Origin of the sequence: Trinickia acidisoli, from assembly GCF_017315725.1 — a bacterium.
Lineage (GTDB): Bacteria > Pseudomonadota > Gammaproteobacteria > Burkholderiales > Burkholderiaceae > Trinickia > Trinickia acidisoli.
The window spans coordinates 2,349,669-2,365,490 of sequence record NZ_JAFLRG010000001.1 but is presented as its reverse complement, the minus strand read 5'-3'; the positions used below and the strand labels follow the sequence as shown (position 1 = coordinate 2,365,490).

The following is a 15,822-nucleotide window of genomic DNA, read 5'->3' as shown; positions in this document are numbered from 1 at the left end:
TGTTCTCCTCGCGCGGGCCTGAAGCCGCCGTCGAACCTGGATGGCGTAGTCGGAAGGCATAATACGTATTAATACAAGTTGACTATCCAATTCCTTCTCATATCGATATCGGCAGTTGTGCAAATGGCGAATCGAACCACAGGACGGGAAAATTCATGGCATTGGTACGTGAGGACGTAACGTCGCTTTACGAGCAGATCGCAAGGACGCTCCAAGAGGAAATCGAGCGCGGGGTCTATGAGCCTTCGGGCAAGCTGCCTTCGGAAGCGCAATTGAGCGAGCGCTTCGCCGTGAGCCGCGTGACGGTGCGGCTCGCGCTCGGCGGGCTGACCGATGCGCACGTCGTGGAGCGCAAGCAGGGCAAGGGCACGTTTACGACAAAGCGGCGATTGCGGCACCGGCTCGATTTGTTGCGCGGTTTTTATGATTCGTTAGCGGCCCAGGGTGTGAGTGCGCGCATGGAGTTGCTGCGCATCGAAGAGTGCGAGGTGCCGCCGGGCTTGCGAGCGGCTTTCGCTGTCGATGTCGCGCGCTGCGTCTATCTGGAGCGATTGCATAGCGTCGATGACGTTCCGGTGGCGCTTGCGCAAACGTGCTTGCTGCCCGAGGCCGGTGCGATTGCGCGCGAAGAAGCGGCCTCACTGCCGTCCTATGAGATTCTCGAGCGGGTGCCTGGGTGGCGTATCGTCGATGCGGATATGTCGGTGACGGCTGTCGCGGCGGCGCACGACGTCGCGGCTTACCTCGATACGCCGCCGCACGCGCCGTTGCTGGTGTTGCGCCGTACTTCCCGGCTCGCGGATGGTCGCACTTGCGAAGCGACGGTTTTCCATATTCGGCCGCATCGCTTCGAGTTGCTCATGCGCAGCGGAATGGAGGCAAGCTTGGTGGAGTCGGGCCATTCACAGCGGGGGTATTCAGCGCAATAGAGGGTATCCGAGCGCACGGGCTTCGTTCGCCATGTCTTCGATATCTGCGTAATCCTCGGCCGGCAGCCGCGCGAAACCCCGTAGCCGCAGCGCATGCGCGCGTCCAGCGTCGGCCGCGAGGGCCTGGTCCAGCGCATCGCGCAGCACGGGCATGTGCGCTTCGTCCAATGTGCGTGACGCGATGAAAGGGAGGCCTGGTGCGGAGGCGGTCATGCCGATCACGCGCGCACCACGCAGCAGTTCGGGACTGCCGTCGCGCAGTAGCGCAAGTGTGACGCAGTCGATCGCGGCCACGTCGGCTCGCGTCTCGATCAAGGCCCGCAATGACGCCGAATGAGCGCCGGTCCAGCGAACCGATGCAAAGAAGCGTCCATCACGCGCGAGCGGAGCGACGGCGTGACGCAATGCATTCATGCCGCTATGCGAATCCCCGCTGTTGCACGCCGCGCGCAGCCCGAAACAATCGGCCAACGTCGTCGCACCGCGCTTCCAGGCCGCGGCGGAGACGACGAGCGCACTGCGATAGCGCGGCCCATCGCACCCCTCGGCATCGAAGATGGGCGTGGCGACCAGATGGACTGCCTCGCGAAGCCCAAGCATGCGGTAGGGGAAGCCGCAGGTCTGCGAAAGCAGCAGATCGTCGCGGCGCCAGAGCGGCATCAGCGGGCCGTGCGGCTTGTCGAGCAGAGCGACATGTTCGGGGCCGCCGGCGCGGGCGAACGCCGCGAGCGTGTCGTTCAGCAGCGCGCGCCATAACCGGCCGTGTCCTGGCGTCACGTTGTACATCGGCAGGGCGGCGATCCAGTGGGTCATGGGCGCATTCTAGATCCTCGACGGCGACGGTGCAGGCGCGCTGAGCGGGCTCGCGGTGCGTGGCCGTCGAGTCTTTGCTGCCGCGCGGATAAGCAAATGCAAATCCATTGGTTCGCCCCGCTAGGCGCTTTCGCTATGGTAGGGCTGCAGCGTCCCACGCGATTTGCCGTTCACGCCCAGCACCGACGAACATGGCTGAATACATCGACGCCGACCACGCACGCGAAATCGCTTCGCTCGAGGCACATTTCGTTACGCGCACCGAGTGGCCCACATGGATGCTGATCGCCGCGATCTACGGTGGGTGGTTCGGCATGTTGACGGTGGTGCGTGTCGGGTATCTGCCGCTTGCCGTCGCCACGCCGTTATTCATCCTGTTGTGCGCGTGGCACATGTCGCTGCAGCACGAACTGCTGCACGGGCATCCGACGCGCCACGCATGGTTGAACATGTTGCTCGGCTGGCCGCCGCTTGCGGTGTGGTACCCGTACTCGCTGTATCGAGAGAGCCATCTCGCGCATCATCGCGACGAAGTGCTGACCGTACCGGGCATCGATCCGGAAACGAACTACGTACACGCCGAACGCTGGGCCCGCCTGCCGGGCTGGCAACGGGCGCTATGGCTTACGCGCAAGACTTTGATTGGGCGCATCGTGATCGGCCCGCCTATGAGCGTTGCCGCCATGATCGTCGGCGCGGCGAAGGCGTTCGCGCGCGGCGATTGGCGTCACGCGCCCATGTGGTTCCGGCACGGCGCCGTTGTGGCGCTGCTACTGAACTGGGTTCAGCACTACGCGGGCATATCGTGGTGGTACTACCTGCTCGCGATCACATGGCCGGCACTCGGGCTCGCGATGGTGCGCTCGCTGTATGAGCATCGCGCGGCGGCACATCCGAAGGCGCGCATCGCCATCAACGAAGCGGGGCTCGCGATGCGGCTTTTGTTTCTGAACAACAACTTCCACCTCGTTCATCACGATCTGCCGGCGCTGCCGTGGTTTCACCTGCCGCGCGCGTATCGGATGCGCCGCGAGGCCTACCGGCAGAAATGCGGCGGTTTCGTCATCGGCGGGTATGGCGTGCTGCTCAGGCATTACGCCTGGCGCACAACCGACACGCCCGAACACCCGGCTACCGGTTGACGGTAACGGGTATGCATTGGTCTTCAGCGAAGCGATCGGCTGATGCTTAGGCTCGATACTCCCCTGCGCAGGGCCTACGTCGAACAGAATTAACGAACGAACGACATACGGCGACATGATTTTTCGGTCGCCTATCACGGCTTGCATCCATAACATTCCGGCTGTCGCTGCTTCAAGCCGGAGCATGGTGCGCCGGCTCGCAGCGATTCATTCTTGAAGTCGGAGATTAGTGAATGAAACGCATGCTTATCACGGTCGCGATCTTTGCCGTCTCGGCGGGCGCAACGGCGCAGACCATTACACCGGCAACCGCAATGCCGCCTGCGAGTGGTGCGGCACGTCTCGAACGAGGCTTGCAAACGCTGCGCGATCGCTTTGCCAGTGCCAACACGACGCACGACGGGAAACTGACACGGCAGCAAGCGGCTGCCGGTATGCCGATGGTCGCGCGCCACTTCGACGAAATCGATACGCAGCATGCGGGCTTCCTCACCCTCGCTCAAATCGAAGCGTATTTCGGGAAAAAGGCACTGTCGCGCTGATCCGTGGATACGCGGATACGGCCCCAGTTCGAATCCACACCGCCTATGATGTTGTCATCGCCGCGCGCGGCGATGGTCTATACGTCATTGCCGGAGATACGCAATGGATGATCGGCCCGAAAAAATCATTTTGCTCGATGACGACGCGGAACTGCGCAACATGCAGCAGCGCTTTCTCACCAGCCAGGGCTTCCACGTGCGCTGCGTAGCAGATAGCAAGCGGCTCGACCGCTACTTGCAGCGTGAGCCTTTCGACTTGCTCGTGCTCGATCTGATGATGGAGCCCGAGGACGGCCTATCGGTATGTCACCGGCTGCGTAAGGAAGGCCATACGCTGCCGATACTCATGTTGACGGCGAAGGGCGATCCGGTCGATCGCGTCGTCGGGCTCGAGGCCGGCGCCGACGATTACTTGCCGAAGCCGTTTCTTCCGAATGAACTCGTTGCTCGGATTCGTGCGCTGTTGAGACGTCAGAAGATTGCCTCGGGCGCAGCGTCGTTGACCTCCGAACTTTTGCGATTCGGCGAGTTTCGCTTCGATTTGCCGAAACAGACGCTGATGCGGGGGGCGGAGCCGGTCGAATTGAACTCGGCGCAGATGCGGCTGCTGCAGGCGCTCGGCTCGTCGCCGAACCGCCCGGTGAGCCGCGAGAACCTGCTCGCGCGCGCGCGTGGGCGAGAGCACGAGGCACTCGATCGCAGCATCGACGTGCAGGTGCTCCGGCTCAGGCAAGTGATCGAAGACGATCCGTCGAAGCCGCGTTTCATCAAGACGGTCTGGGGAATGGGATACATGCTGGTGGCGGATGTCGAGCGATGAGCCGCGCTCTCGTGCCGCGCTCGCTGCTCGCACGCAACATCGCGTTGCTGGTGGTGCTCGTGATGCTGACGCAAGTCTGCTCTCTGACCTTTCTCATCTATTACGTTCAGCGCCCGCGCGTCCAGCGCGCGGCGATCGTGTTCGCTCAATACGTGCAGACGCTCGATCGCGCACTCGCGGCGCTGCCTCCCGACGAAGGTCGGGCGGTGGTTGCCCGACTCGATGCGAAGCCGCAGCCGCCCCCCGATGCCGTGGCGGCGATGCCGCCGAGTTTCGTCCACTTCTTTCGTACCTATCAGCGCGATGTTTTTGCGCAGACCTTGCAGCAAAACATGCCGGCGGGCACGCTCGTGCTCTGGCAGCCTGCTTATCTGCAAAGGCTCTGGATCCGCATCCATATCGCGGGCTCACCGTACTGGATCGCGCCGGTCATTACCACCGACGTACGAGAGAATCCGATCGTGGCCGCTATCGCGCTCTCGATGGGGCTCGCGCTCATTGCCGCGCTGACGGGCTACTTGATTCAGTTGCATATCAATCGACCGCTGCGGCATCTGGCGCATGCGGCACGCAAGATCACCGCAGGTGCGACGCCTCCGGCATTGTCGGTTTCGGGCCCCACCGAAGTGGCGGACGTGAGCCGTGCATTCAACGAGATGGCGGGCGCATTGCGTCACGCGGAGGCCACGCGTTCGCTGATGCTGGCCGGCGTTTCCCACGACATCCGCACACCGCTCACGAAGCTTCGGCTTGCGCTCGCCCTTGCGATTCCGCCCGATAAAGACCGTGCTTTGGCCGCTTCGGCGGAAGGCTATCTCGAGCGGATCGACGCCATCGTTCAGCAATTCATGGATTACGCGGGCAGCGGCGAGCGCGAGCCGATGGAAGTCGGCGACTTGAATGGGTTGCTCAGCCAACTCGCGGCGGATTTCGCCGGGCTGGGGCATGAATTCGAGTTGACGCTCGGCGATATTCCGCCTTTTCGTTTTCGTCCGACGAACGTGATGCGTCTGCTGATGAATCTCATGCAGAACGCGGTTGCCTATGGCGGCAGCGGATTGGCCGTCCGGAGTTGGTCCACCGAAGGATATGCCTATGTCGCGGTCTGCGATCGCGGCAAGGGCATGACGGCTGACGAACTCGAGCGACTGAAAGCACCGTTCGCGCGAGGCTCGAATGCGAGCCGCCAGGCGGCGGGTACCGGGCTCGGTCTTGCCATCGTCGAACGAATCGCACGCTCGCATGGCGGCACGATCAGCTTTCGCGCAAGAGAAGGCGGCGGCCTCGAGGCACGTGTCGCTTTATCGCTGCAATCTCCGACCGCCTGATAGCGAAGCCACGTCGAATCGGCGGCGTACAAGCGCACTTCGCGGTGACATGTCTCGACATAATTCATCGATGGCCTTCGCGCGGCGCACCCGCGATACTCGCATCCATGCTTTCGGAAGACGAAGAGTCGACCGATCGAATGAACCGAAACAGGGAGGCACAGAGGTCCTGATGAGTGCGCAGACATTATCGAAACGCTTGATGCAAATCGGAACGCGCGGCGCCAGCGCAGCGCTCGCGCTGAGCGTTCTTCTGGCGACGGGATGCGCGTCATCTCTGACGAATGGAACACCAAAGCCGGTTGTCGCTCGCGCAACGCCCGAGATCGTTTATGTACGGGCGTTCGACGTTGCACCGGGTCAATGCGCGCAGGGCGGCCGCTATGCGCAACCGCAGGCGTTCCCGGCAACGGAAATACCGAGCGCTGCCGGGACGGCGTGTGCGACACGGTTGCGCAATGACGTTGCCGACGAAATCGTTCGTCAGTTGCAAGCGAAGGGGTGGGCGGCGCTGCGAGCGGACTCCGATGTGCCGCCCGGCAAAAACGTATTGCTCGTCGATGGCAGTTTCGAAACGGTCGATGCAGGCAATGCGCGTCGGCGCATGCTGATCGGACTTGGCGCCGGCAAGCGCGAACTGGCGGCGTCGGTGAGGCTGACGTATCGGCCGGTTGCGGGCGCGAGCGTGCCGGTTCAGAGCTTTGCGGTCACGGAGCAAAGCGGTAAGGCGCCCGGCATGGCGGAAAGCGGTGTCGTCGGTGCGATGACACACCGGCTACCGGTTGCGCTTGCCGCGAGCGCGGCACTGCATGTGGTTTCGCAAGCCAAGCACTCGACGGTCGATACCGATGCGAAAAAGCTGGCTACGTCGATCGTCAAACAGATGGATGCGGTGGGTGCGGCCAACCATTGGGGACCTCACGGTTGATCGGGAAGTGAAAGATTTGCAACGATCGGCAATGCATTGAGATTATTTAGGACGACTTAATGAAGGAAATTTCACTCATCGTTACGGCGCTCGTTATCGGTGTGTCGCTGATTGAAGCATGCTGGCTCACCGGGAAGACGCGGCGTACCGATACACCGTTTCAGTGGTATGAAGTTTGGCTATCGCTGACGGATCTGACAGGCCGAAAACTGCTCGCGTGGCTGCCGTTATCGTTGGCAACGCCGGCCTTTGCATTCGCGTGGGCGCATCGGATCCATACCGTGGCGCTCGACAACGTACTGACCTTGCTACTGCTCTTCGTCGGCCAGGAGTTCTGCTATTACTGGTACCACCGTGCATCGCACCGCATTCGCTTTTTTTGGGCGACGCATGCGGTCCATCACTCGCCGAATCAGTTGACGTTGTCGTCCGCTTATCGCCTGGGTTGGACCGCGAAGTTGACCGGTAGCGCGGTGTTCTTTACCCCACTGATCTGGCTCGGGGTGCGGCCCGAAGTCGTGCTCGCCGTGCTTTCGCTGAACCTGCTGTACCAATTCTGGCTTCACAATACGTGGATGCCAAAACTCGGTTGGCTCGAATACGTGATCAATACGCCTTCATCGCATCGTGTCCATCATGCGTCGAACGCGACTTACCTCGACGCCAATTACGGCGGCGTACTGATCGTATTCGATCGACTCTTCGGCACGTATGTCGAAGAGCGAAAGGAGGAGCCGTGCCGCTACGGGCTGACCACGCCGATGCTCTCCCGTAACCCGTTCGTCGTCGAACTCTCTCAGTGGGTGCAGGTCGTGCGAGATATCAAGTCGGCTCGCACTATTCGGACGGCGTTGGGCTATCTGCTGTTGCCGCCCGGATGGCGCCCCGACGGCTCCGGCGATACGACGGAAGCGTTGCGCCGGCGAGCGAAGGCGACCGAGGTGGCCGAAGCGGCCAAGGTGACAGTTTGACGGCGCTAGCTCACTTGGCCGAGGCTGCGTTCTCGAATTGAAATCCGATCGACGAGAAGCAGCCCGTCCAATCTCTATCAGAGGTGACCGGCGTCGATCACGGCCTGAGTGAACGCTTGTGGCGCTTCTTCCGGTAGGTCGTGGCCGATGCCGCCGGTAATCAGCCGAAACTGATACTTGCCTGTGAATCTCTTGGCATAGGCTGCCGGCTGCGGGTGCGGCGCGCCGTTGGCATCGCCCTCCAGGGTGATCGTCGGCACGGTGATGGCAGGGAATTGAGCCAGTCTCTTCTCCAGCGCGGCATATTTCGCTTCACCCTTGACGAGGTCCAACCGCCAGCGATAGTTGAAGATCGTAATGGCAACTTGGTCGGGATTGTTCAACGCGGCCGCACTGCGCTCGAATGTGGCGTCGTCGAAATTCCATTTCGGCGAGGCCAACTGCCAAATCAACTTGGCGAAGTCATCACGGTATTTTTCATAGCCGATGCGGCCGCGATCGGTGGCGAAGTAATACTGGTACCACCATTGCAACTCGTTCTGGGGGGGCAGCGGCTTCGTGCCGGATTCTTGACTACCGATGAGGTAGCCGCTCACGGACACCAACGCTTTCACCCGTTGCGGCCAGAGCGTCGCGACGATGTCCGCCGTGCGTGCACCCCAGTCGAAGCCGCCCAGTTCCGCCTGCTTGATATGCAGCGCATCCATGAAGTCGATGACGTCTTCGGCCAATGCGACGGGCTCGCCATTTCGCGCGGTGCTTGCAGACAGGAAGCGAGTCTCGCCGAATCCGCGCGCATATGGAACGAGCACCCGATAGCCCTTCGCTGCCAGTGCCGGTGCGACTTGTTCATAGCTGTGAATGTCATAGGGCCATCCGTGCAGCAGAATCACCACGGGCCCATTAGCAGGTCCCATCTCGGCATAAGCGACGTCCAGCACGCCGGCGTGGATATGTTTCAATGGCCCCCAAGGATCGTGCGATGCGGCCTGTGCCGCGGGCGATTGCGCCGGTTCGGTTTCGGCGTGTGCGACCGAAGCAAAACAAGCAAGGCTAAGGGCAAAGGCTCCGGCGAGTGCGGCGTGCGTGCGCTTCATGGTGTTCTCCTGCAATACGGGTGTGAGAAGGTGACTGGGTTCGGGGCTTAGCGTGAACAGGTCCTAGCGCACGTGGGGCGACAACGTGATGTCGAGGCTAGGGTCGTCGCTGTGCGCTTGGCCGGTGTGCATATGAAACCGCGGCGACGTATCCCGGTTGTATCTGCGCAAGCGCCAAACGGCATCGGAATGTGTAACGGCCGGGCTTTGATACGTTTCGATACAAAACGCAGCGCTCGAGGCGGGCTGTTCGAGATCCGTTTGTACAAACAGATACAAAAGGCCGTCGAAGTCGACACGTTCGAGATAAGTCAGGCATGTCCAATACGCGTCATGGCGGCGCGTCGGTACTGCCGCCTACCCGAACCGGTCGCGGTGGATAATAGCGATCGCACCGAGCTCGGAGCACGTAACGGCAACGCAACCTTGAGGACTCGTGAACATGGACCACATCGACAACATCCTCGTCGTCGATGACGATCGCGATATACGTACGGGTGTCGCGGACTACCTTCGCAAGAACGGTTTGCGCGCGAGTGCGGCCGCGGATGGCCGCGACATGTTCGCGCAATTGGATACCTCGGCGTTCGACCTCGTCGTGCTGGACATCATGATGCCCGGCGATGACGGTCTGGTGCTTTGCCGAACGTTGCGCAGCGGCAAGCATCGCGCGCTGCCGATATTGCTGCTGACCGCACGCGACGACGAAACCGATCGCATCATCGGCCTCGAGATGGGCGCGGACGACTACGTGGTCAAGCCGTTCTCGCCGCGTGAACTGCTTGCGCGCATCAAGGCGGTGATACGCCGCACGCGCATGTTGCCCCCGAATCTGCGCATCACCGAAGCCATCGATATCGTGTCGTTCGGGCGTTGGCGACTCGATACCGCGGCACGCCATCTGCTGAACCAGGACGGAACGATCGTGCCGCTGAGCGGTGCGGAGTTCAGGTTGCTGCGCGTATTTCTCGATCACCCGCAGCGCGTGCTATCGCGTGACCAGTTGCTTAATTTGACACAGGGCAGGGACGCGGAGCTTTTCGATCGTTCCATCGATCTTTTGGTCAGCCGCCTGCGGACTCGCCTGGAAGACAACGCCAAGGACCAGTCGTATATCAAGACCGTACGCAGCGAAGGTTATGTGTTCAGCGCGCCGATTACCACGCACGGAGATGACGCGTGAGCCGCCTGGCATTCGCCGCACCGAGGCGCTGGTTGCCGCGCAGCATGGCATCGCGGGTCTACCTGATTATCTTCGTCGGTCTGATGTTGGCGCAGGGCCTTTCCTTTGCGCTGATGTTTTATGAGCGCAACGAGAGCGCCACCACGACCATGTTCGACACGGTCGAGCATGAAGTAGGCGCCTCGGTTGCCATACTCGATCGGTTGCCCTCGGCCGAACGCGCGAGTTGGCTGGGCCGCCTGCAACGTGACAATTACCGTTTCATGCTAGGGCCCGGTCAGCCGGGCATACCGCTCGCGACGCAAAGCGCGCGGGAAGTCACGCGGCGGATCGAAAAGGAGGTCGGCCCCGGTTATCGCGTGCAGGGCGACACGATCTCGACCGCTCCCCAGCGTTACCAAGTGCATTTCACCCTGCATGACGGTTCGCCGCTCACGTTGGAAATCGACCCACGAGGCGTGCCGCCGATCGCGCAATGGCTGCCGATCGTGCTGGTCTTGCAGTTGCTCCTGCTGCTCGTATGCACCTGGCTGGCGGTGCGCTTGGTCGCACGCCCTCTGGCACAACTTGCTCAGGCGGCGGAAGCGATGACGCCGACGGCGGATGGTCCGCGCATGAGCGAGGAAGGCCCTGTCGAAGTGGCACGCGCCGCGATCGCCTTCAACACGATGCAGGAACGCATCGTTCGCCATCTCAAGGAGCGCTTGCATATCTTGGCCTCGATCTCGCATGACTTGCAGACGCCCATCACACGCATGCTCCTGCGTGCGGAATCTTTGGAGGAGGGCGAAGAGCGGCAAAAGATTCTTGGCGATCTGCATGAGATGGAGCATTTGGTGCGCGAAGGCGTCGCCTACGCACGCAGCGCGCACGGTGGCGCGGAGGTACCGGTACGCATGGATGTGAAGGCATTCTTGGAAAGCCTCGTATTCGACTACCAGGACATCGGCAAAGACGTCACGTTGGTGGAATCCATCGGCGGTGCGGCCACGATTCGCCGGCAAGCGCTGCGGCGCGTGCTGGGGAACTTGATCGATAACGCCATCAAATACGGTGGCGCTGCCGAAGTCAGCGCCTGGCGCAGCGAGGAGGGAGCGATGTGCGTGGCGGTGTGCGATCGCGGGCCAGGCATTCCCGACAATCAGTTGGATCAGGTTCTGCAACCGTTCTACCGAATGGAAGGTTCGCGCAACCGCGACACAGGCGGTGCGGGTTTGGGGTTGGCCATTGCGACACAATTGACGCGGGCCATTGGCGGTAGCCTTCGCCTTTCCAATCGCCAAGGCGGGGGGCTCACGGCGATCGTGACTTTGCCTTGATCACGCAGTTTCCTTGGGTGAGCCGGCAAGTGGCTCCGTGATGAGGTGTTGCAGTTTGTCCGGCACCGCTTTCCAATGGTCCGCATCAGGGAGCGGCGGCTGCCGGCTGATGATCGCGGCCCATTGTTTCGACAGCGAAGCGTTCAACTCGACGAAGGCGCGCTGGCCGTCGGTCACGTCTTCCGCCGAGACGATCGCATCGGCCGGGCACTCCGGAACACAAACGGCGCAATCGATGCATTCGTCCGGGTCGATGACGAGAAAGTTAGGCCCTTCGCGAAAACAATCGGTCGGGCATACTTCAACGCAATCCGTGTAGCGACACCGGATGCAGCTTTCGGTCACGACATAAGGCATCCAACCTCCCGAGAAAACGAAGTGTGAATTAGGGTGCGGGCCGCCGAAGCGACGGCCCGGCCATCAAAGGAAGCCTCTGTCATGCATTCGATGCGGCAGCCAGGGCGGGGGTGTCCGACGGATCGGAAACGTGGCGGTCGGCATGGCGCAGGATGGCAACGCTCGCGATACTTTCTTCTTCGAAGAAGAACTTCTTTTCGCCGAACGCCGGTTTGAGATCGTGCAGCCAAGTTGCCGTCGGATCGAATTTTGCGTAGAACGGCCTGCGCACCCAATTGGGATTGCGTGCTTGCAAGAACTGAAGGGCGAATACTTTCTCGCCGCCGATCGTGACGATACCGTCGATCACCACCTTGCCGGGGAACGCACTCATCGAAGGCCCGCGCACCGTGCGCGCGAGCCCCGATACGGTTTGATAGGCCGCCTGAAAAATCTCATACGCCTTTGCCAACGGCAACTGGAAGTAATGACTGGGGCCGGTATCGCGTTCGACGAACATGTAGTAGGGAATCGCACCGAGCCGCACGCCCGTCGTCCAAAGCTCCGCCCATCCTTTCGGATCTTCGTTGATATGGCGAATGAGCGGCGCTTGCATACGAAGCGTCGCGCCTGATGAGACGATGCGCTTGACCGCGCGTTGTGCGATGGCCGGACGCAATTCCGCCGGGTGATTGTAGTGGCCCATGATCGCCAGATTCTTGCCGGCCGCCACGACCTTTTCGAACAGGCGCATGAGATCGTCCGAATCCTTATCCGTCACGAAGCGCTGAGGCCAGTACGCTACCGACTTCGTGCCGATGCGGATGTTCTGGATATGGGCGAGCTCGGGGGCGAGCAGAGGTTCGATATAGCCGGCGAGCGAGCGCGTGTTCATGATGAGCGGATCGCCGCCGGTGATCAGCACGTCGGTCACCTCGTGGTGTTGCTTCAGATAGGCAACGAGCTCATTGGATTCCCTCGCATCGAACTTGAGATCGTCCATGCCGACGAATTGAGGCCAACGAAAGCAGAACGTGCAATAGGCATGGCAGGTTTGTCCGGAACTCGGAAAGAACAGCACCGTCTCTTTGTATTTGTGCTGCAGGCCACTGACCGGTTGACCGTCCATGAACGGCACGTTGTGCGTCATTTGTCCCGCCGGATGCGGATTCATACGCATGCGGATCGCACGGACGGCCTCTTCGATCGCGGCTTCATCCTTTTTCTCGAGTACGAGCGCTCTTAGATGCGCATACTCGGACGGAGAGAGCATGTCCTGATGGGGAAACGTCAGGCGATAGATCGGATCGTCGGGGATGTTGTTCCAATCGATTAGCTCGTCCATAACGTACTGGTTCGTACGGAATGGCAAGACGCGTGATACGACCTGTACGGCTTCGCGCAGCTCCGTTGAAAGCAGTTGCCATTGAGGCGATTGGCCGATCGTTTGGCGGGTGTAGGGTTTGAACTTCGCCGGAACCTGATCGTGGGACATGATTCTCCTTCAAGATTGACTTTGTTGGAGCTTCTAAGTTTTTAGATGTCAATTAAGAAATAAGGACACCTAACTAATATGAACTGAACGGTGAGCTGAACGAATTCGATGAGGCGGGGCGTTCGACGGCCCCTTCACACAGTAGCGGCGCCATCGATGCCGTGAAACAGAGCGAGGTTTATCCGCCCGCTCTGACGATAGGCCGGCGATACGTGCAGCGATTCGAGTGCGCTCACCTAGAGGTGGCGTGAGCCATTGTTGCGGTATGGTTCGGCACTGGCAAACGATATAAACTCGCGACGTTGTGCGTTTGAGGAAGGATCTGTGAGACGAAAGATTCCGAGTATCGAAGCGCTGATTGCATTCGAGGCGGCGGCCCGTCACTTGAGTTTCACGCGCAGCGCCGATGAACTGGCGCTGACTCAAAGTGCCGTCGGAAGGCAAGTTGCGATGTTGGAGGAATACCTAGGCGTAGCGCTGTTCAACCGCGTGAAGAAGCGGCTCAGTCTGACCGAGGTCGGACAGCTCTATGCGAAGCAGGTGCGAGAAAACCTCGAGAGGATGGAGCGGGACACGCTGGCTGCGATGTCGCATCGGAATGCGGGCGGTATCCTCGAACTGGCGGCTATCCCCACGTTCGCCACGCGATGGTTGATTCCGCGCCTTCCGCAGTTCTATGAGGCACACGAATCCATTACCGTCAATCTGACGACGCGGGCCGAGCCGTTCTTGTTCACCGACACGCAGTTCGATGCCGCGATTCATTTCGGCGATCCCGTCTGGCCGGGGTCGATCGCCAAATATCTGTTTGGCGAGGAGATGACGGCCGTATGCAGTCCGCGGTTGATGAACGGGCGGGCTAACCTAGCGCCTCACGACGTGTCGGGTTTCACGTTGCTGCATCAGTCGGCGCGCCCCGACGCGTGGCGGCAATGGCTGGCGCAGGTGGGTATCCACGATATCGACTGCATGAAAGGGCAGCGGTACGAACTCTTTTCGATGCTCGTGGAAGCCGCGCGCGCGGGGTTGGGCATTGCGCTCGTGCCTCGTTTCCTCGCTTCGCATGAATTGGCGACCGGTGAACTCATCTGTCCGTGCGACCTGGCTTTACGGAGTGACAAAGGCTATTACCTCGTCTACCCGGAGCACAAACAGAATTCGCCGGGGTTGCAGGCGTTCGAGTCGTGGCTGCTGTCGGCGGCAAGCCGGTATGTCGAACATGGCGGGGAGGGTTAGCGGATTTGGTTACACTTCGCTATTTGTCTTCGCGAGGCCGCGCAGGAGAGTCGTGTCATGCATGTCGGTGAGCGCTTCAACAGCATTACCCATCTCGTCGGTGCGGTGTTGTCGGTAGCTGGGCTTTCAGCGCTGGTAACGATGGGCGCCCTGGAAGGCAATGCGTACAAAGTAGTGAGTTTGAGCGTGTACGGCGCGATGCTGTGCGTGCTCTACGCGGTCTCGACGCTTTACCATAGCGTGCGCAGCCCGCGACTGAAAGCCATCCTTCAGAAGTGCGATCATTCCGCGATCTATTTGCTGATTGCCGGTAGCTACACCCCGTTTACGCTTGTCACGCTGCGCGGCCCGTGGGGCTGGTCCCTGTTCGGCGTGAGTTGGGGACTCGCCGCATTCGGCATCGCGCAAGAGCTCACGCTCGGACGGCGGACTCGCGCCGTCTCGATGACGCTATACGTGCTGATGGGCTGGCTCGCGCTCGTTGCCATTCTCCCGCTGATTCACGCGCTGCCTGCTGCGGGAACTGCCTGGCTCCTCGCGGGCGGCGTCATTTACAGCGCCGGCATCTACTTTTTCGTCAATGATGAGCGCATCCGCCATGGGCACGGTATCTGGCATCTGTTCGTGCTCGCCGGCAGCTTATGCCAGTTCGTCAGCGTGGCGCGATACGTTGCGTGACGCGCAAAGGGTCGTGAGTTGCGTCGAGGCATCGGCTCCTCGGCCTTAACGGCCTGCGGCCCTCTGTTCATCGCGCGCATATTGCGTAGGGGGCCGGCCGACGTGCCGCGTGAAGGCGACACTGAAGGTGCTGGCGGAACTGTAGCCCACGCGCTGCGCGATTTCGGCGACACGGCCTTCATTGCGGCGCAGGAGGTCCTTGGCGAGCGCCATGCGCCAGGCGAGTAGATACGCCATCGGTGCGACGCCGACCGCGCGGTTAAAGCGCTCGAAAAAGGTCGAGCGCGAGAGTGCCGCCTCCTTGGCGAGCTCGGCAACCGTCCACCCGTGCGTCGGGTGTTCGTGCATCCCGCGGATCGCGACGGCAAGGCGGCCGTCGGAAAGCCCGCGAACCAGGCCCGGCGACGCGTTCGTTCCTGCCATGGACCGCAACGCCTCGATGAGCAGCACTTCCAGTAGGCGTGAGAGCACGACCTCGCGCGCGGGCCGCTGTTCGCGCGATTCCTCTCGTATCAGGTCCACGAGCGTGGCCAGCCGCTGTTCGCCGCGGACATGCACGAATTGCGGCAGTAGCGAGACCAACAGGGATGCATCCGGCGAACCGAAGCTGCAATGGCCCGCCATCATTCGCACGTCGATCGGGCCGTCTGGGGCGCCGATTCTGTATTCACCGTTGCCCAGCGCGATGGGTGCGGGCGTTTCGATGCCCGGCGGTGGCGGCTCGAGGCTGGACATCGCGACGCCATAGGCCGCGGGAATCAGGACGAAGTCACTCGGCAGGAGTTCGAGTGATTCATGTCCGTCGATCGCGATGCGGCACCGGCCCTCGAGGACCACGCAGTAGAACGGCTGGCCGGCATTCGAGCGACTGATGCGCCAAGGACTGGCGCCTAGGACGAATTTGGAGAACCGGGCGCCCGGCTGCAGCAACGTCACGACTTCGGCCAGCGGATCAATCATCGCCGGACTCCTGCAAATGAAATTCGGATCTGTGATTGTAGCAGG

General features: G+C 61.3%; 16 protein-coding genes. 11 read left to right on the top strand and 5 right to left on the bottom strand.

Features of this window, described 5'->3' with window-relative positions:
• Positions 1 to 155 precede the first annotated feature (155 nt).
• Positions 156 to 929, top strand: a complete 774-nt coding sequence (locus J3485_RS10910) for a GntR family transcriptional regulator (RefSeq protein WP_206952479.1) — start codon at positions 156 to 158, stop codon at positions 927 to 929.
• Here the strand turns inward: J3485_RS10910 and J3485_RS10905 are convergent.
• A complete protein-coding gene (locus J3485_RS10905) occupies positions 918 to 1,742 on the bottom strand; it encodes a phosphate/phosphite/phosphonate ABC transporter substrate-binding protein (protein WP_206952478.1) in 825 nt (274 codons plus the stop codon). The genes J3485_RS10910 and J3485_RS10905 overlap by 12 nt on opposite strands.
• A 191-nt stretch (positions 1,743 to 1,933) precedes the next feature.
• On the opposite strand from J3485_RS10905, the gene J3485_RS10900 reads away from it, so the two are divergent.
• The 6 genes from J3485_RS10900 (at position 1,934) to J3485_RS10875 (ending at position 7,473) form a co-directional block, all read left to right on the top strand.
• On the top strand, positions 1,934 to 2,884 hold the full coding sequence (locus tag J3485_RS10900) for a fatty acid desaturase (RefSeq protein WP_206952477.1): 951 nt from the start codon (positions 1,934 to 1,936) through the stop codon (positions 2,882 to 2,884).
• A 233-nt stretch (positions 2,885 to 3,117) separates the two neighbouring features.
• Positions 3,118 to 3,426, top strand: coding sequence for an EF-hand domain-containing protein (locus tag J3485_RS10895; protein ID WP_206952476.1), 309 nt, complete (start codon positions 3,118 to 3,120; stop codon positions 3,424 to 3,426).
• A 103-nt stretch (positions 3,427 to 3,529) separates the two neighbouring features.
• Positions 3,530 to 4,246, top strand: coding sequence for a response regulator (locus J3485_RS10890; RefSeq protein ID WP_206952475.1), 717 nt, complete (start codon positions 3,530 to 3,532; stop codon positions 4,244 to 4,246).
• Complete coding sequence (locus J3485_RS10885) at positions 4,243 to 5,574, top strand: ATP-binding protein (protein ID WP_206952474.1); 1,332 nt, start codon at positions 4,243 to 4,245, stop codon at positions 5,572 to 5,574. The genes J3485_RS10890 and J3485_RS10885 overlap by 4 nt, the downstream gene beginning before the upstream one ends.
• A gap of 202 nt (positions 5,575 to 5,776) precedes the next feature.
• Complete coding sequence (locus tag J3485_RS10880; RefSeq protein ID WP_206952473.1) at positions 5,777 to 6,502, top strand: DUF4410 domain-containing protein; 726 nt, start codon at positions 5,777 to 5,779, stop codon at positions 6,500 to 6,502.
• A 59-nt stretch (positions 6,503 to 6,561) separates the two neighbouring features.
• Positions 6,562 to 7,473 carry a sterol desaturase family protein gene (locus tag J3485_RS10875; RefSeq protein WP_206952472.1) on the top strand — a complete coding sequence of 304 codons (912 nt, stop codon included), beginning with the start codon at positions 6,562 to 6,564 and terminating at the stop codon, positions 7,471 to 7,473.
• 77 nt (positions 7,474 to 7,550) lie between these two features.
• Here J3485_RS10875 and J3485_RS10870 read toward each other — a convergent pair whose 3' ends face one another.
• The gene (locus J3485_RS10870) at positions 7,551 to 8,570 is read right to left on the bottom strand and encodes an alpha/beta fold hydrolase (RefSeq protein WP_206952471.1); all 1,020 of its coding nucleotides are present in this window, start codon (positions 8,568 to 8,570) and stop codon (positions 7,551 to 7,553) included.
• Positions 8,571 to 9,012: 442 nt separating this feature from the next.
• On the opposite strand from J3485_RS10870, the gene J3485_RS10865 reads away from it, so the two are divergent.
• Positions 9,013 to 9,753 carry a response regulator gene (locus tag J3485_RS10865; protein ID WP_206952470.1) on the top strand — a complete coding sequence of 247 codons (741 nt, stop codon included), beginning with the start codon at positions 9,013 to 9,015 and terminating at the stop codon, positions 9,751 to 9,753.
• A gap of 5 nt (positions 9,754 to 9,758) precedes the next feature.
• On the top strand, positions 9,759 to 11,072 hold the full coding sequence (locus tag J3485_RS10860; protein WP_242538745.1) for a sensor histidine kinase: 1,314 nt from the start codon (positions 9,759 to 9,761) through the stop codon (positions 11,070 to 11,072).
• Here the strand turns inward: J3485_RS10860 and fdxA are convergent, their stop codons facing one another.
• A complete protein-coding gene (gene fdxA, locus J3485_RS10855) occupies positions 11,073 to 11,429 on the bottom strand; it encodes a ferredoxin FdxA (protein ID WP_206952469.1) in 357 nt (118 codons plus the stop codon). It lies immediately after the preceding gene.
• A 79-nt stretch (positions 11,430 to 11,508) separates the two neighbouring features.
• Positions 11,509 to 12,903 (bottom strand): KamA family radical SAM protein, encoded by a 1,395-nt coding sequence (locus J3485_RS10850; RefSeq protein WP_206952468.1) that lies wholly within the window; start codon positions 12,901 to 12,903, stop codon positions 11,509 to 11,511.
• Between the two features lie 324 nt (positions 12,904 to 13,227).
• Here J3485_RS10850 and J3485_RS10845 point away from each other — a divergent pair, with 324 nt between their 5' ends.
• Both J3485_RS10845 and trhA read left to right on the top strand, forming a co-directional pair.
• Entirely contained in the window at positions 13,228 to 14,139 is a 912-nt protein-coding gene (locus J3485_RS10845; RefSeq protein ID WP_206952467.1) for a LysR family transcriptional regulator, read from the top strand.
• A 57-nt stretch (positions 14,140 to 14,196) separates the two neighbouring features.
• Positions 14,197 to 14,817, top strand: coding sequence for a PAQR family membrane homeostasis protein TrhA (trhA, locus tag J3485_RS10840; protein ID WP_206952466.1), 621 nt, complete (start codon positions 14,197 to 14,199; stop codon positions 14,815 to 14,817).
• 45 nt (positions 14,818 to 14,862) lie between these two features.
• Here the strand turns inward: trhA and J3485_RS10835 are convergent, their stop codons facing one another.
• Positions 14,863 to 15,777: an AraC family transcriptional regulator gene (locus J3485_RS10835; protein WP_206952465.1), complete on the bottom strand. Its 915-nt coding sequence runs from the start codon at positions 15,775 to 15,777 to the stop codon at positions 14,863 to 14,865.
• Between the last annotated feature and the right edge of the window lie 45 nt (positions 15,778 to 15,822).

Bases quoted from the DNA above. Each gene is read 5' to 3' on its own strand.
- J3485_RS10910 (WP_206952479.1), top strand. From the start codon at position 156: ATGGCATTGGTACGTGAGGACGTAACGTCGCTTTACGAGCAGATCGCA.
- J3485_RS10905 (WP_206952478.1), bottom strand. From the start codon at position 1,742: ATGACCCACTGGATCGCCGCCCTGCCGATGTACAACGTGACGCCAGGA.
- J3485_RS10900 (WP_206952477.1), top strand. From the start codon at position 1,934: ATGGCTGAATACATCGACGCCGACCACGCACGCGAAATCGCTTCGCTC.
- J3485_RS10895 (WP_206952476.1), top strand. From the start codon at position 3,118: ATGAAACGCATGCTTATCACGGTCGCGATCTTTGCCGTCTCGGCGGGC.
- J3485_RS10890 (WP_206952475.1), top strand. From the start codon at position 3,530: ATGGATGATCGGCCCGAAAAAATCATTTTGCTCGATGACGACGCGGAA.
- J3485_RS10885 (WP_206952474.1), top strand. From the start codon at position 4,243: ATGAGCCGCGCTCTCGTGCCGCGCTCGCTGCTCGCACGCAACATCGCG.
- J3485_RS10880 (WP_206952473.1), top strand. From the start codon at position 5,777: ATGCAAATCGGAACGCGCGGCGCCAGCGCAGCGCTCGCGCTGAGCGTT.
- J3485_RS10875 (WP_206952472.1), top strand. From the start codon at position 6,562: ATGAAGGAAATTTCACTCATCGTTACGGCGCTCGTTATCGGTGTGTCG.
- J3485_RS10870 (WP_206952471.1), bottom strand. From the start codon at position 8,570: ATGAAGCGCACGCACGCCGCACTCGCCGGAGCCTTTGCCCTTAGCCTT.
- J3485_RS10865 (WP_206952470.1), top strand. From the start codon at position 9,013: ATGGACCACATCGACAACATCCTCGTCGTCGATGACGATCGCGATATA.
- fdxA (WP_206952469.1), bottom strand. From the start codon at position 11,429: ATGCCTTATGTCGTGACCGAAAGCTGCATCCGGTGTCGCTACACGGAT.
- J3485_RS10850 (WP_206952468.1), bottom strand. From the start codon at position 12,903: ATGTCCCACGATCAGGTTCCGGCGAAGTTCAAACCCTACACCCGCCAA.
- trhA (WP_206952466.1), top strand. From the start codon at position 14,197: ATGCATGTCGGTGAGCGCTTCAACAGCATTACCCATCTCGTCGGTGCG.
- J3485_RS10835 (WP_206952465.1), bottom strand. From the start codon at position 15,777: ATGATTGATCCGCTGGCCGAAGTCGTGACGTTGCTGCAGCCGGGCGCC.